This is a genomic window from Nocardioides sp. NPDC057772 (genome assembly GCF_042798075.1).
Classification (GTDB): Bacteria; Actinomycetota; Actinomycetes; order Propionibacteriales; family Nocardioidaceae; genus Nocardioides.
Map to the genome: position 1 here is coordinate 1 of NZ_JBHVKN010000049.1, position 14853 is coordinate 14853.

Annotated in this window: 12 protein-coding genes; 7 read left to right on the top strand and 5 right to left on the bottom strand. The window is 69.1% G+C overall.

What is annotated here, in order from left to right:
• Positions 1 to 26: 26 nt before the first annotated feature.
• The 3 genes from ACFVJS_RS11100 to ACFVJS_RS11110 all read right to left on the bottom strand — a co-directional run bounded on the left by ACFVJS_RS11100 (position 27) and on the right by ACFVJS_RS11110 (position 3262).
• Entirely contained in the window at positions 27 to 1334 is a 1308-nt protein-coding gene (locus ACFVJS_RS11100) for a hypothetical protein (protein ID WP_378879484.1), read from the bottom strand.
• Positions 1335 to 1409: 75 nt separating this feature from the next.
• A complete protein-coding gene (locus ACFVJS_RS11105) occupies positions 1410 to 2792 on the bottom strand; it encodes an NAD(P)/FAD-dependent oxidoreductase (RefSeq protein ID WP_378879487.1) in 1383 nt (460 codons plus the stop codon).
• A complete protein-coding gene (locus ACFVJS_RS11110; RefSeq protein WP_008363265.1) occupies positions 2789 to 3262 on the bottom strand; it encodes an Lrp/AsnC family transcriptional regulator in 474 nt (157 codons plus the stop codon). Before ACFVJS_RS11110 ends, ACFVJS_RS11105 begins: the two co-directional genes overlap by 4 nt.
• Before the next feature lie 124 nt (positions 3263 to 3386).
• Between ACFVJS_RS11110 and ACFVJS_RS11115 the strand changes: the two genes are divergently transcribed.
• Positions 3387 to 4775 (top strand): NAD(P)/FAD-dependent oxidoreductase, encoded by a 1389-nt coding sequence (locus tag ACFVJS_RS11115; protein ID WP_378879489.1) that lies wholly within the window; start codon positions 3387 to 3389, stop codon positions 4773 to 4775.
• Positions 4776 to 4893: 118 nt separating this feature from the next.
• Here the strand turns inward: ACFVJS_RS11115 and ACFVJS_RS11120 are convergent, their stop codons facing one another.
• A complete protein-coding gene (locus ACFVJS_RS11120) occupies positions 4894 to 5046 on the bottom strand; it encodes a hypothetical protein (RefSeq protein WP_378879491.1) in 153 nt (50 codons plus the stop codon).
• A 40-nt stretch (positions 5047 to 5086) separates the two neighbouring features.
• On the opposite strand from ACFVJS_RS11120, the gene ACFVJS_RS11125 reads away from it, so the two are divergent.
• Positions 5087 to 5701 (top strand): hypothetical protein, encoded by a 615-nt coding sequence (locus ACFVJS_RS11125; RefSeq protein WP_165110422.1) that lies wholly within the window; start codon positions 5087 to 5089, stop codon positions 5699 to 5701.
• A gap of 6 nt (positions 5702 to 5707) precedes the next feature.
• Here ACFVJS_RS11125 and ACFVJS_RS11130 read toward each other — a convergent pair whose 3' ends face one another.
• Positions 5708 to 7096 carry an aspartate aminotransferase family protein gene (locus tag ACFVJS_RS11130; RefSeq protein ID WP_378879494.1) on the bottom strand — a complete coding sequence of 463 codons (1389 nt, stop codon included), beginning with the start codon at positions 7094 to 7096 and terminating at the stop codon, positions 5708 to 5710.
• A 117-nt stretch (positions 7097 to 7213) separates the two neighbouring features.
• Here ACFVJS_RS11130 and ACFVJS_RS11135 point away from each other — a divergent pair, with 117 nt between their 5' ends.
• The 5 genes from ACFVJS_RS11135 to ispG all read left to right on the top strand — a co-directional run bounded on the left by ACFVJS_RS11135 (position 7214) and on the right by ispG (position 14697).
• Positions 7214 to 8656 (top strand): gamma-aminobutyraldehyde dehydrogenase, encoded by a 1443-nt coding sequence (locus ACFVJS_RS11135; protein WP_378879496.1) that lies wholly within the window; start codon positions 7214 to 7216, stop codon positions 8654 to 8656.
• 143 nt (positions 8657 to 8799) lie between these two features.
• Positions 8800 to 10836, top strand: coding sequence for an acyltransferase family protein (locus ACFVJS_RS11140; RefSeq protein ID WP_378879499.1), 2037 nt, complete (start codon positions 8800 to 8802; stop codon positions 10834 to 10836).
• 207 nt (positions 10837 to 11043) lie between these two features.
• Positions 11044 to 12153: a 1-deoxy-D-xylulose-5-phosphate reductoisomerase gene (dxr, locus tag ACFVJS_RS11145; protein WP_378879501.1), complete on the top strand. Its 1110-nt coding sequence runs from the start codon at positions 11044 to 11046 to the stop codon at positions 12151 to 12153.
• Positions 12150 to 13508: a M50 family metallopeptidase gene (locus ACFVJS_RS11150; protein WP_378879504.1), complete on the top strand. Its 1359-nt coding sequence runs from the start codon at positions 12150 to 12152 to the stop codon at positions 13506 to 13508. Before dxr ends, ACFVJS_RS11150 begins: the two co-directional genes overlap by 4 nt.
• A gap of 22 nt (positions 13509 to 13530) precedes the next feature.
• Positions 13531 to 14697 (top strand): flavodoxin-dependent (E)-4-hydroxy-3-methylbut-2-enyl-diphosphate synthase, encoded by a 1167-nt coding sequence (gene ispG, locus ACFVJS_RS11155; RefSeq protein ID WP_378879507.1) that lies wholly within the window; start codon positions 13531 to 13533, stop codon positions 14695 to 14697.
• Positions 14698 to 14853: the final 156 nt, after the last annotated feature.

Genomic DNA, 14853 nt, shown 5'->3' on the forward strand with positions numbered 1-14853 from the left:
GCGTACGCAACAGGTTTATCCGGTCCCTACCCGGCGACCAGCCAGATTTCGTCGTCCCCCAGGACCAGGACCCGTCCGTCCTCCAGTCCGATAGAGGAGACTCCGTACGGCGCCGCGACCTCGGCCGACTCCTCCCCGGAGGTGGCATCGAGATAGGTGTGCGTGTATGCCGGGACGTCACGCCCGACGGCGAGCGTGGCCAGCGCCTGGGGGCCGTTCTCGTATCGGTCGATGACCGGTCCGCTCACCTCGACGCCCGGGTAGATCTTCCTCGTCTTGTCCAGCGCGTCATGAGAGGTTCGCGACAGCTTCTGGCTCCACAGCCTCTTCCCGGTCGTGGGGGAGTACCCGGCGATCTGGTCGGTCAGGGTGAGCACGATGGCATCCGGAGTGGGTGAGAGCCGGGTCCTGTCCTCCTCCGAGGTCGGCCCGGTCTTGATCCGGAAGCTCGTGGCTCGGCGACCTTCGAGGTCCGTGGTGACCACGTCGTAGGCGTCACCCGACGGGTTGGTGACGTAGATCCGGTCGGTGAAGACCTCAACCTTGGGATAGCCGAGGTCGGGGCACGGAGTGGAGGTGGTCCATGCTCGTTTGCCCGCTCGGGTGGCGGCGAACTGACAGGTACCGTCCTTGCGGGACATCCCGACGAGCAGGTCGCCGACCTGGGCGGCGACGTCGTCCGTGACGTCGACCGCGGGACCGAACGGCTCGCCGTCGCGTACCTGGAAGGCGGAACGCTTCGTCGGGTCGATGTCGGTCGCGATCGCCGGGACCCGCCGGACGGACGGGTGGTTCTCGAAGGTGTCGACGCCGATGAAAACCGGCGTCCAGAGATCGGTCGAGCCGCGCGAGGTGCGTGATGTCACTCGACCGGAGACGTCGAGCCGAGCGGTGACGCACTCGCTCTCCTCCGAGCAGGCGATCGCGTCCAGCGTGCCGTCGCGGCTGATGGCGATGGGCAGGTAGAGATCGTCCAACGTCCGGTGCCAGAGGTCTTGGCCGTCCCGGTCGTACATCGCGATGCTGTCGTTCCCGACGACCGCGATGTGGCCACCGTCTCCGGCGAACGCCCACGCGCCGTCCCGATACTCCTCTGCGATCTGCTTCCCTGATCCGAGGTCACGAATCGTCAGCCGGCCGGTGTCGTAGGTGTAGACCCGATCGCGGACGACGACCGCTGCATCGCCGCTGTCCTCGGCAGCCACGTGCCAGACCACGTCGCCCGAGACCAGGTCGTGGGCACGCCAGTGTCCGATCCCGACGAGCAGCGCGCCGACGCAGACCAGCACGCCGACAGAGACGAGCGCCTTCTTGGCGCCGGACGAGACAGCCATGACTTCCCCCGAGATCCTCGTGCGACGGCCGCAGCGTAATGCCTGATCGCGGGGGAACGGCGAAGGCGCGGGACGTCAGTGGCCGCCGACGAGCGGCGCGACGGCCCGGGCGAGCAGGGAGCCCTTGCCGGTGGCGTTCTCCTCCACGTCGGCCACGGTCATGGCACGCAGCCCGGCGTTGACGCCGAGCCACCGCAGCGGCTCCGGCTCCCAGCGCGGGGAGACGTGGCCGACCCAGGGGAGAGCGGTGAGGTCGGAGTCGGTGCCGAAGATCAGGTCCCGCAGCGTACGGCCAGCGAGGTTGGTGGTCGCGACACCGTCGCCGACGTAGCCGCCGGCGTGGGCGATGCCGCTGGCCGGGTCGTAAGCGACCGAGGCGTGCCAGTCGCGCGGGATGCCGAGGACGCCGCCCCACCGGTGGGTCACCTTGTGGCCGCGTACGGCCGGAAACATCTCGATCAGGGTCGCCTCCAGGCGACGGTGGGTGCGCAGGTCGGAGGCGTCCGCGTGGGTGATCTTCGAGCCGAAGGAGTACGGAGCACCTCGCCCGCCGAAGACGAGCCGGTCGTCCGCGGTGCGCTGCCCGTAGATCAGCAGGTGGCGGCCGTCGGAGAAGGTCTCGCGCTCCTCCAGGCCGATGCTCGACCAGACCAGGTCGGTGAGCGGCTCGGTGGCGATGATGAGGGAGCGCACCGGGATGACCTCGCGCTCGAGGCCGGCCAAGGTCGGGGTGTAGCCCTCGGTGGCGCGTACGACGACGTCGGCGCTGACCACGTCGCGATCGGTGCGCAGCAGGTGCGGCTCGATCGAGGTGACCCGGGTCTGCTCATAGATCGTGACCCCACGGGCCTCGACGGCGCGCGCCAGGCCGCGGACGAGCTTGGCGGGGTGGAGCGCGGCGCAGTCGGGGGTGTAGGTGGCGCCGAGGGTGCCGGTCGCGGCGAGCCGCTTCCTGGCGGCGTCCTGGTCCAGCAAGGAGATCTCGGCGTCGCCGAGGCCCCAGGAACGGGCATGCTGCACCTCGTGCCGGGCGCGCTCGAGCTGAGCGGTCGTACGGGCCACGACGACCGTGCCGCCCTTGGCGATGTCAGCCTCGATCCCCTCCGCCTCGGCGACCCGGATCACCTCGTCGACGGTCGCCCGCATCGCCCGGTCCTGGGCGAGCGCGGCCTCCCGGCTGGAGCCTGCCGCCACCTTGTCGAGCGAGGCAGGGAAGAGGGCCGAGCACCAGCCGCCGTTGCGGCCAGATGCGCCGAACCCGGCGACCTCGGCCTCGAGGATCGCGATCTTCAAGTCGGGCCGCGCCTCGGCCAGGTAGTAGGCCGTCCACAGCCCGGTGTAGCCGGCGCCGACGATCGCGACGTCGACCTCGAGGTCGCCCATCAGTGCCGGACGCGGCTCCCAGTCCTCGCCCGCAGTCTCGTGCCACAGGCTGATGCCGGGGTAACCGCGGCTCACCGGACGCCCCACGCGTAGGTCTGCTTGTGCAGGTGGAGGTACATGAACGTCTCGGTGCTGACCACGCCCTCGATGGCGCGGATCTTGCTGGAGACCAGGTTGAGCAGCGCCTCGTCGCTCTCGGCCACGACCTCGACGAGCAGGTCGTAGGAACCGGCGGTGATGACGATGTAGTCGACCTCGTCGAGCTTGCCGAGCTCGTCGGCGATCCCCTCGATCGGCCCGGAGGTGCGTACGCCGATCATGGCCTGCCGCGCGAAGCCGAGCTCGAGCGGGTCGGTTACCGCGACGACCTGCATGACACCGCTGTCGACCAGGCGCTGTACGCGCTGGCGCACCGCGGCCTCGCTGAGGCCGACCTCCTTGCCGATTGCGGCGTAGCTGCGCCGGCCGTCCTGCTGGAGCTGCTCGATGATCAGCTTGTTGACCTCGTCGAGGTGAGCGCCCCCGTTGCGCTTGCGAGTGGTCATGCCGCCAAGTGAACCCGTTTTCCGGCGCCAGATGCAACGAAATCCGTCGTGTGTAACGAACAATTTCCATGATTCCGTACATTCTGTGTGGCTGAGTGCCTGCGAAGTTGCCATAGTGGGCGACGTGAACCATGTGTCGCTGACCGATGCGAAGCCCGCCGTCTACTGGCTCGCTGACCCCGCCAAGCCCGCGCCCCTGCCGCCTCTGCTCGGGGTGGCGTCGGCGGATCTGGTGGTCGTCGGTGGCGGCTACTCGGGGTTGTGGACGGCACTGCTGGCCCGGACGCGGTTTCCGTCGTGGTCGGTGGTGCTGCTGGAGGCCGGCCAGTGCGGCGACCAGGCCTCCGGGCGCAATGGCGGCTTCGCCGAGGCCTCACTGACCCACGGGTTCTGGAACGGTCTGGAGCGCTGGCCCGACGAGCTCGCGACCTTGGACCGGCTCGGCCAGCAGAATCTCGACGAGATGGCGGCGACGATCCAGGAGCACGGCATCGACTGCGACTGGCGGCTCACCGGCGCCCTCAACGTCGCCACCCGGCCGCACGAGGTCGACGACCTCGCGGAGTGGTCGGCGGCGTTGACGGAGCACGGCGTCAAGCACCGGTTGCTCGACGAGGACGGGGTGCGGAACGAGATCCGTTCGCCGAGCTACCTCGGTGGGCTGGAAGTGCTCGGCGACACCGCCACCGTCGAGCCCGCGCGCCTGGCTTGGGGGCTGCGGCAGGCCTGCCTGGACGCGGGGGTGGTGATCCACGAGGGCTCTGCGGTGACCGGCCTCGCCCGTGACGGGGCAGGGATGCGGGTCTCGACGCTGACCGGGTCGGTGCACGCCGGGCGGGTGGCACTGGCCACCAACGCCTTCCCGCCGCTGCTGCGGCGACTGAAGATGATGACCGTGCCGGTCTACGACTACGTACTCACGACCGAGCCGCTCTCACCGTCGCAGATGGACGCCATCGGCTGGGCCAACCGGCAGGGGGTCAGCGACTCCGCCAACCATTTCCACTACTACCGCCTGACCAGGGACAACCGGATCCTGTGGGGCGGCTACGACGCGATCTACCACTTCGGCTCGAAGATCTCGCCGGAGCTGGAGACCGGGGCCACCCACGACAAGCTCGCGACGCACTTCTTCGAGACGTTCCCGCAGCTCGAGGGGCTGCGCTTCACCCACCGCTGGGCCGGCGTCATCGACACCTGCACCCGCTTCTCGGCCTTCTTCGGGAAGGCCTACGCCGGCCGCGTCGCCTACGCCCTCGGCTACACCGGGCTCGGCGTCGGGGCCACCCGGTTCGGCGCCCAGGTGATGCTCGACCTGCTCAGCGGCGAGCAGACGGAGCGTACGTCGCTGGAGATGGTGCGCTCCAAGCCGCTGCCGTTCCCGCCCGAGCCGGCGCGCTACGCGGGTATCTCGATGATGGTCCGCTCGCTCGGCAAGGCGGATGCCAACGGTGGCCGCCGCGACCTGTTCCTGCGGACGATGGACCGGCTAGGGCTCGGCTTCGACTCCTAGGCGCGAGTCACACGAGCCTCATGCGTCACGGCGTACGGGTGTTCCCTGCACTTCTCGGGTGTTGCATTGCCTGAGAAGTGCAGGAATCCCCGGTTAACCGGGTATCCCTGCACCCTGCTCAGGCGGCTTCCTGAGCCGCCGCGACCCGCTCGCGGAGCTTGGCGTGGATCTCCTCCGGCGTGCGCTGCGTACGCTGGCGGTGGTTGCGCGCGATGATGACGCCTGTCGCGGTGACTCCGGCCAGACCGGCGAGACCGACGATCTTCCACACGCGTGCACTGCCCAAACCCATTGAGGACCCCCTGCTCGAGATGTCTGACGACACCACTATCTCCCTTGCCGACGCCGTGGACCAGACCCGCACCGGTGATCTGTGGCTCTTCCGGGGCCGGTCGGTCGCCGACCGGGCGATCCGGATGCTCAGCAACGCCCCCGTCAACCACGTCGGGATGGCGGTCGTGCTCGACGACCTGCCGCCGCTGATGTGGCACGCCGAGCTCGGCAAGGGGCTGCTCGACCTCTACACCGGCACCCATCACCGCGGCGTACAGCTCCACGACCTGCGGGCCGCGGTCGAGCAGTGGGCCGGGCGCTACGAGCAGCAGGTCTGGTTGCGTCAGCTCACCGCCGACATCGACCGTAAGCGGGAGGATGCCCTGCTGCGGACGATCGCGCGGCTCGACGGCACCCCGTTCCCTTCGACCGCCGCACTGGCCGGGCGCTGGGCGCGCGGCAGGTTCCGCTCCAAGGCCGGGATCGAGCAGGTCTACTGCGCCGAGGTCGTCGCGGCCACCTACCAGGAGATGGGTCTGCTCGACGACGAGCGCCCCACCAACTACTACGACCCCGGTCGCTTCTGGTCGGGCGACCACCTGACCCTGCAGGACGGTGCCGTCCTGGGGAGCGAGGTACGCGTCGTCGGCTGACCCGCGTCAGAGCATCGTCGAGGCCTTCTCCAGCACCCGGCGCAGGATCTGCTCCATCTCGTCGAACTCGGCCTGACCCACGGTGAGGGGCGGGGAGAGCTGGATGACGGGGTCGCCGCGGTCGTCGGCCCGGCAGTAGAGGCCCTCGGACCACAGCGCCTTGGAGACGTATCCGTAGAGGATGCGCTCGCACTCCTCCTCGGTGAACGTCTCGCGGGTCTCACGGTCCTTGACCAGCTCGATGCCGTAGAAGTAGCCGGTGCCGCGTACGTCGCCGACGACCGGCAGGTCCTTCAGCTTCTCCAGGGTGGCCCGGAACGCGGCCTCGTTGCGGCGTACGTTGCCGAGCAGGTCCTCGGCCTCGAAGAGGTCGAGGTTGGCCATCGCCACGGCGGTGGAGACGGGGTGACCACCGAAGGTGTAACCGTGGTAGAACGTCTCGTCACCGGTCAGGAAGGGCTCCATCAGCCGGTCGGAGATGATCGTGGCGCCCAGCGGCGCGTAGCCCGAGGTCAGGCCCTTGGCCGAGGTGATCATGTCGGGGACGTAGCCGAACCGCTCCGCGCCGAACATCGTGCCGAGCCGGCCGTAGGCGCAGATGACCTCGTCGGAGACGAGGAGCACGTCGTGCTCGTCGCAGATCTCCCGCACCCGCTGGAAGTAGCCCGGGGGAGGCGGGAAGCAACCGCCCGAGTTCTGCACCGGTTCCAGGAAGACCGCGGCGACCGTGTCGGGCCCCTCGGCGCGGATCGCGACGTCGATCTGGTCCGCGCACCAACGGCCGAACGCCTCCGGGTCGCTGCCGTCCATCAGCCCGCCGGTGATCTCAAAGGCGCGGTAGATGTTGGTGTTGGGCACCCGGAAGGTCGAGGGGACCAGCGGCTCGAACGGCGCCTTGATGTCGGCCAGCCCGGTGATCGACAGCGCTCCGTGGGTCGTGCCGTGGTAGGCGATGTTGCGCCCGATCACCTTGTGCTTGCCCGGCTTGCCGCGCAGCTTGAAGTAGTTCTTGGCCAGCTTCCACGCGGTCTCGACGGCCTCGGAGCCGGAGTTGGTGAAGAAGACGCGGTTGAGGTCGCCGGGCGCGAGCGACGCCAGCCGGGCGGCGAGCTCGATCGCCGGCTCGTGCGCGTAGGACCACAGCGGATGGAAGGCCAGCTGCTTGGCCTGGGCCGCGCCGGCGTCGGCGAGCTCGGCGCGGCCGTGGCCGACCTGGGTCACGAAGAGCCCGGCCAGACCGTCGAGGTAGCGGTTGCCCTCGATGTCGTAGATGTAGGCGCCCTCGCCCCTGGCGATGATCGGCACATCCGCCTCGGCGTAGCTCGAATGCCGCGTGAAGTGCATCCAGAGGTGGTCCTTGGCGTCGCGCTGCAGCTGCTCGTGGTTGCCGGTCATGACTCCATGGTCACCTACCGCATCTTGCTTTCGCAAGCGAATCCGTTTCAAAGTGCGAATATCACTTCGGATTCAGTTGTGACATCCCTGTTACGGGAAGGAGTTAGTCTCTACCGCATGGCTGACCAGATCTTCAGGAACGTGATCGGCGGCGAGCTGTGCGGGGCCGCCGACGCCGCGACGTACGACGTCGTCGACCCCGCCACCGGTGAGGTCTACGCACAGGCCTCGATGTCGACCGAGGCCGACGTCGACAAGGCGTACGCCGCTGCCGCATCGGCCTTCGAGACCTGGGGCGAGACCACGCCTCAGGAGCGCAGCCTGGCCCTGCTCCGGATCGCCGACGCGATGGAGGCTCGCGCCGAGGAGCTGACCGCGGTGGAGGTCAAGGACACCGGCAAGCCCTACCGGCTGACCCTGGAGGAGGAGCTGCCGCCGACGATCGACCACTTCCGGTTCTTCGCGGGGGCGGCTCGGACCCTGGAGGGCAAGAGTGCGGGCGAGTATCTGGCCGATCACACGTCCTGGATCCGCCGTGAGCCGATCGGCGTGATCGGGCAGGTCACGCCCTGGAACTACCCGCTCGCGATGATGTCGTGGAAGATCGCCCCGGCCCTCGCCGCCGGCAACACGGTCGTCCTCAAGCCCTCCGACACGACCCCGGCGAGCTCGTCGCTGCTGGCCGAGCTGGCCCAGGAGTTCCTGCCGCCGGGCGTGCTCAACCTGGTCACCGGCGACCGCGACACCGGCCGCGCGCTGATCCGCCACAAGACGCCGCAGATGGTCGCCATCACCGGCTCGGTGCGTGCCGGCATGGAGGTCGCCGCGAGCGCGGCGGCCGACGTCAAGCGGGTCCACCTCGAGCTCGGCGGCAAGGCGCCGGTGATCGTCTTCGACGACGCCGACATCGACAAGGCGGTCGCGGGCATCGCCGCGGCCGGCTACTTCAACGCCGGCCAGGACTGCACGGCCGCGACCCGCGTGCTGGTGCAGGCGGGCATCCACGACGAGTTCGTCGCCGCGCTCGCGGAGGCGGCTCGCAACACCACCGTCGGGCTCCCGGCCGACAACCGCGACGTCGGCGCGCTCAACAACCCCGGCCAGCTCGCCCGGGTGGCGGGCATGGTCGACCGGCTCCCGGACCACGCCACGATCGCGGCCGGGGGAGCGCCGGCGTGGGTCGAGGGCGGCGAGAACGGCTACTTCTACCAGCCCACCGTCCTCGCCGGCCTGCGCCAGGACGACGAGCAGATCCAGCACGAGATCTTCGGCCCGGTGATCACCGTGCAGCGGTTCGCCGACGAGGCCGAGGCGCTCCGCTGCGCCAACGACGTCGACTACGGCCTCGGGTCGAGCGTGTGGACCAAGGACCACGGCACCGCCATGCGGGTCAGCAAACGCCTCGACTTCGGTGTGGTGTGGGTCAACACCCACATCCCCTACATCTCCGAGATGCCCCACGGCGGCTTCAAGCACTCCGGCTACGGCAAGGACCTCTCCGTCTACGGGTTCGAGGACTACACCCGGATCAAGCACGTGATGTCGTTCATCGGCGAGTAATCCGCTAGACAAACATCTAGGTGTGCGACCCTCGATGCGCGGGCCGACCGGGTCCGTGAAAGCATCGAGGGCCGTTTCGCGTACCTCCGCGGGGCGGACCCAGCAATGGAAGCAGTCGATCCCCCACACGAGGTGCACCCCACATGTCAGCCAAGCGATGGCGGACAGATGTCCAAGGTCTCCGGGCCATTGCCGTAGGTCTGGTCGTCGCTGCCCACGCGGGCGTCCCGCACACCGAGGGCGGGTTTGTCGGCGTCGATGTCTTCTTCGTCCTCTCCGGCTTCCTGATCACCACGCTGCTGCTGCGCGAGGCCGACGAGTCTGGCACCGTCAGCATCCCGCAGTTCTACGCGCGCCGTGCCCGCCGCATCCTGCCGGCGGCCACCCTCGTGATCCTGGTCGTCCTGGCGTACGCCGCCTGGCAGCTGCCCACGACCCGGCTCACCGACGCCGCCGCCGACGGCACCTGGGCGGCGTTCTTCCTGGCCAACGTGCACTTCGCCGCCGAGGGTGTCGAGTATTTCCAGCCCAGCGAGCCCTCGCCCTTCCAGCACTACTGGTCGCTGTCGGTGGAGGAGCAGTTCTACCTGGTCTGGCCGGTGCTGGCGCTGCTGCTCGTCCCCAGGCTGGGTCGCAAGGGTTTCACGGTCGTCGCCGCGGTGATCGCGGTCGCCAGCCTGGCGTGGTCGGTGTACGCCACCGGCGACAACCCCACCGCCGCCTACTTCTCCACGCCGGCCCGTGCCTACGAGCTCGCCGCAGGAGCGTTGCTGGCCTGCTGGGGCGGGCGGCTCAAGGGCGCCGCGAGCATCGCCGCCGGGATCGGCGGAGCCGCGGCGATCGTCGTCTCGACCGTCGTGTTCAGCGAGGCCACCCCGTTCCCCGGCTGGCAGGCGCTGGTGCCCACGCTCGGCACGGTCGCGCTGCTGGCCTCGGGCGCGAACGCCCCGACCGCCAAACTGCTCGCGGTCCGCCCGCTGCGCTACCTCGGAGATATCTCCTACTCGCTCTACCTGTGGCACTGGCCGCTGATCGTGCTCGGCCCCGAGCTCCTCCGGCTCGGCGACGCCGCCCTCGAGATGACGGTCTCGGTCGCCGCCGCACTTCTGCTCTCCGCGCTCAGCCACCGCTTCGTCGAGCTCCCGTTCCAGCGCAAGCAGGTTCCCGTGCTCTCCCACGGTCTGCGCTCGCTGGTCCTGTGGCCGGTCGCGCTCGTGCTGGCGGTCGGCAGCGGCTGGCTGACGACCGGCTATGCGGCGTACGCGGAGAAGGAGCGGGCCGCCCAGGCGCAGGCGTGGTTCGCGGCCAACGAGGTCCCCGACACGGCGGCCGAGACCGGGGGCCCGCCGCAGGTGCAGCGGGAGCTCCGTGCCGCTCTCGAGATCGCCGACCGAGGCGGTCCGATCCCGCCGGCCGTGCTCGGCGAGGAGATCACCGAGGACCGGTGGCAGGAGACCTACGGCGACTGCTACGCCAACTATGGGGAGACCCGCGGTGCCGACTGCACCCTCGGCGACACCGACGCCGAGAAGACCGTCGCCGTGGTCGGCGACTCCCACGCCGGCATGTGGCTGACCGCCTTCGACGACCTCGGCAAGGAGAACGGCTTCCGGGTCGTGCCCGTCGTCAAGGTCGGCTGTGCGCCCTATCCGGTCCAGCACCGCGGCAAGAAGATGACCCAGGCCGAGTGCGACGCCTTCCGTGACTGGTCGGCGGACCACCTCGAACGACTCGACCCCGACGCGATCGTGTCCACCGCCCGTGGTCAGCTCTTCATGCCCAAGACGTACGCCGGGATGAGCCGTGACGAGCAGTGGTCGCGCGCCGTGCGCAGCACGGTGAAGGCCTACCGGAAGATCTCGCGCAAGGTGGTCGTCCTCGGCGACGTACCCTCCGTCGACCACAACCCCGCCGACTGCCTCAGCGACCCCGAGGCCGACCAGCTGTCCTGCCTCAGCGACCCGGAATCGCGCGAGACCAGCAGCAACGAGGTCACCGAGGCGGCCGTGAAGGGCACCAAGGCGGCGTACGTCGACACCCAGCGCTTCGTGTGCGCCGAGGACCGCTGTCCGCTGGTCGTGGGGGAGAAGGTGACCTACTACGACGACTCGCACCTGACCGAGTCCTGGGTCCGCCACGTCGCGCCGCGGCTGGGTGCCATCCTGAGACCTTTGATTTAACCAAGGGTTTAACTGGGACACGCGTTTCAGGATTTGCTTTCGCGTGCATCTTTGTGGCTTAATTGTGGCCAGACGTTGCAAAACGTTTCATGCACAGCCCTGGACCCGTGGGGGAGTCCGGGGCTGTTGCTATTTCCGGGGAATCCGCGGCGGTTGCGGTCGGCAGCCGCTTGGCGCGCTCTCAGCCTCGGCTGGGAGAATGTGCGGGTGAATCAGCAGCGACCACGCGACGTGGTGATCCTCGGCTCGACCGGGTCCATCGGCACCCAGGCCCTCGACCTGGTGCGCGCCAACCCGGACCGGTTCCGGGTCGTCGGACTGACCGCCGGCGGGTCCAACAAGGAGCTGTTCGAGGCCCAGGTGGCCGAGTTCGCGCCGAAGCTCTCCGGGCTGGGGGAGGAGGTTTCGGTCGAGGCCGCTGCCCAGCCCGCCGACGTGGTGCTCAACGGGATCACCGGCGCCGTCGGACTCCGCCCGACGCTGGCCGCGCTCGAGGCGGGCAACACGCTCGCCCTGGCCAACAAGGAGTCGCTGATCATCGGCGGGCCGCTGGTCAAGCGCGTCGCGGGCGAAGGCCAGATCGTGCCGGTCGACTCCGAGCACTCCGCGATCGCCCAGTCGCTGCGCGCGGGCGCCGCGAACGAGGTGCGCAAGCTCGTGCTCACCGCCTCGGGCGGCCCGTTCCGCGGCCGCTCCCGCGAAGAGCTCGGTGAGGTGACCCCGGCGCAGGCGCTCAAGCACCCCAACTTCGCGATGGGGCGGGTGATCACGACCAACTCCGCCACCCTCGTCAACAAGGGGCTCGAGGTCATCGAGGCCCATCTCCTCTTCGACGTGCCGTTCGACCGGATCGAGGTCGTCGTCCACCCGCAGCAGTACATCCACTCGATGGTCGAGTTCACCGACGGCGCCGTGGTCGCCCAGCTCGGCCTGCCGACGATGCTGGTGCCGATCTCCATGGGCATGGCCTGGCCCGAGCGGGTGGCCGACGCCGAGACCCCGATCGACTGGACCAAGGCTGCCGACTGGCGCTTCGAGCCGCTCGACGACGACGCCTTCCCCGCGGTGCGGCTGGCCCGGGAGGCCGGCGCCCGCGGCGGCACCCACCCCGCCGTCTACAACGCCGCGAACGAGGTCTGCGTCGACGCCTTCCACGAGGGCCGGATCCCGTTCACCGGCATCGTGGACACGATTGCGGAGGTGCTGGCGGCCCATCGCGGCGTACGCTCTGAAAGCAGCCTCTCGATCGAGGATGTGCTCGCCGCCGACGCCTGGGCGCGCGAGGAAGCCACCCGCATCTTGGAGACCCGTTCATGAGCTACTTGCTCTACACGCTGGCCGTGATCGGCTTCGTCGTCGCGATCCTGGTCTCGATCGGGCTCCACGAGCTCGGCCACATGATCCCGGCGAAGGCCTTCGGTGGGAAGGTGACCCAATACTTCATCGGCTTCGGGCCGACGGTGTGGTCGAAGCAGATCGGTGAGACGGAGTACGGCCTCAAGGCGATCCCGCTCGGCGGCTTCGTCAAGATCGTCGGCATGCTGCCTCCCGGCGCCGAGCAGCTGGGGGAGCGCACCGAGGACGGCGCGCTGAAGGTGCGCAAGTCCAACACCGGCATGTTCACCCAGCTGATCAGCGACGCGCGCTCGGCCGAGTGGGAGCTGATCCGCCCCGAGGACGAGCCGCGGCTCTTCTACAAGATGTCGTGGTGGAAGAAGGTCATCGTGATGGCCGGCGGGCCCACGGTGAACATCGCGATCGCGTTCTTCGTGCTGTGGGGCGTCTTTGGCATCTACGGGGTCCGCGAGCCCGTCGTCAACGCGGGACATCCGGTCGTCTCCAGCCTGCAGGAGTGCCTGCTGAGCTGGGAGGACCAGGGCCGCGAGTGCCGCGCCAGCGACAAGCCGACCCCGGCCGCCGACGCGGGCCTGAAGCCCGGCGACGAGCTGATCTCGTTCAACGGCACCGAGCTGACCTCGTGGTCGGTCGCCCAGAAGCTGATCCGCGACAACATGGACGGCGACGCGACCATCGTCATCGAGCGCGACGGTGAGCGGATGACGCTGCACACCCAGACCGTGATCCAGGAGCGGATCAAGGACGTCGACGACACCAGCGCCGACCCGGAGACCGCCAAGGTCGGCTTCTTCGGGATGTCTCCCGAGTCGCACATCGTGACGACCAAGGAGGGCCCGGTCTACGCGCTGAAGGAGATGGGCACGATGGCGGAGAACGCCATCCACTCCCTGCTCCGGCTCCCGGTCAAGGTCTGGCACGTCGCGCTCGCGATCGTCGGTGTCGAAGAGCGCTCTGCCGACAGCCCGGTCAGCATCGTCGGCGGCGGCCGCATCGCCGGCGAGATCGCCGCCCATGACGAACTCGACGTCGCCGAGAAGGTCTCGAGCTTCGCGTTCCTGGTCGGTGGCTTCAACCTCTTCATCGGCATCTTCAACTTCGTCCCGCTCCTGCCGCTCGACGGCGGTCACATCGCGACGGCGCTGTGGGAGGGCATCCGCCGCGCCTTCGCCAAGGTCTTCCGGCGGCCCGACCCGGGTCATGCCGACCCGGCGAAGCTGCTGCCGGTGGCGTACGTCGTGGCCTCGGCGCTGCTGGTGATGGGTGTTGTCCTGATCGTCGCCGACCTCGTCGTCCCGCTTCATCTGGAAGCCTGACCCGCCCGTAAGATTGGTAGACATGACGTCGATCCCCACGCCGACCAACCTCGGTATGCCGGAGGCACCCGCCCCGGTGCTCGCCCCCCGCCGCAAGACTCGTCAGATCAAGGTCGGTTCGGTGGGTGTCGGCAGCGAGAGCCCCATCTCCGTGCAGTCGATGACCACGACGCTGACCTCCGACGTCAACTCCACGCTGCAGCAGATCGCCGAGCTCACCGCGTCGGGCTGCGACATCGTCCGGGTCGCGTGCCCGAGCCAGGACGACGCCGACGCCCTGCCGGCGATCGCGAAGAAGTCGCAGATCCCGGTGATCGCCGACATCCACTTCCAGCCGAAGTACGTCTTCGCCGCCATCGAGGCCGGCTGTGCGGCGGTTCGGGTCAACCCGGGCAACATCCGCAAGTTCGACGACCAGGTCAAGGAGATCGCCGCCGCGGCCAAGGACCACGGCACCTCCATCCGGATCGGCGTCAACGCCGGCTCGCTCGACAAGCGGCTGCTGGAGAAGTACGGCAAGGCCACCCCCGAGGCGCTCGTCGAGTCGGCGATCTGGGAGGCCAGCCTCTTCGAGGAGCACGGCTTCCACGACTTCAAGATCTCGGTGAAGCACAACGACCCCGTCGTGATGGTCCGCGCCTACGAGCTCCTCGCCGAGGCCGGCGACTGGCCGCTCCACCTCGGTGTCACCGAAGCCGGCCCGGCCTTCCAGGGCACGATCAAGTCGTCGGTCGCCTTCGGCTCGCTGCTGTCCAAGGGCATCGGTGACACGATCCGGGTCTCGCTCTCCGCGCCGCCGGTGGAGGAGGTCAAGGTCGGCCTGCAGATCCTGGAGTCGCTCAACCTCCGCCCGCGCCGTCTCGAGATCGTCTCCTGCCCGAGCTGCGGCCGCGCGCAGGTCGACGTCTACAAGCTCGCCGACCAGGTGACCGCGGGGCTCGACGGCCTCGAGGTCCCGCTGCGCGTCGCGGTCATGGGCTGCGTCGTCAACGGCCCCGGCGAGGCCCGCGAGGCCGACCTGGGTGTCGCCTCCGGCAACGGCAAGGGCCAGATCTTCGTCAAGGGCGAGGTCATCAAGACCGTCCCCGAGTCCGCCATCGTCGAGACGCTCATCGAGGAGGCGATGAAGATCGCCGAGGGCATGGAGCCCGTCGAGGGCGCGGCGGCATCGGTCTCCGTCAGCGGCTGACGGGGTGGATGTTCACCGAGTTACCTCGGTGAACAGTCGCTTCCTTCGTGGGACTCCGCGAGGGCTGTGCGCGCTCACCGAGTTACCTCGATGAACATCCCCAGGCGCATACGCAGGAAAGCCCGGTCCGAGTCTCGGACCGGGCTTCTTCTTGTG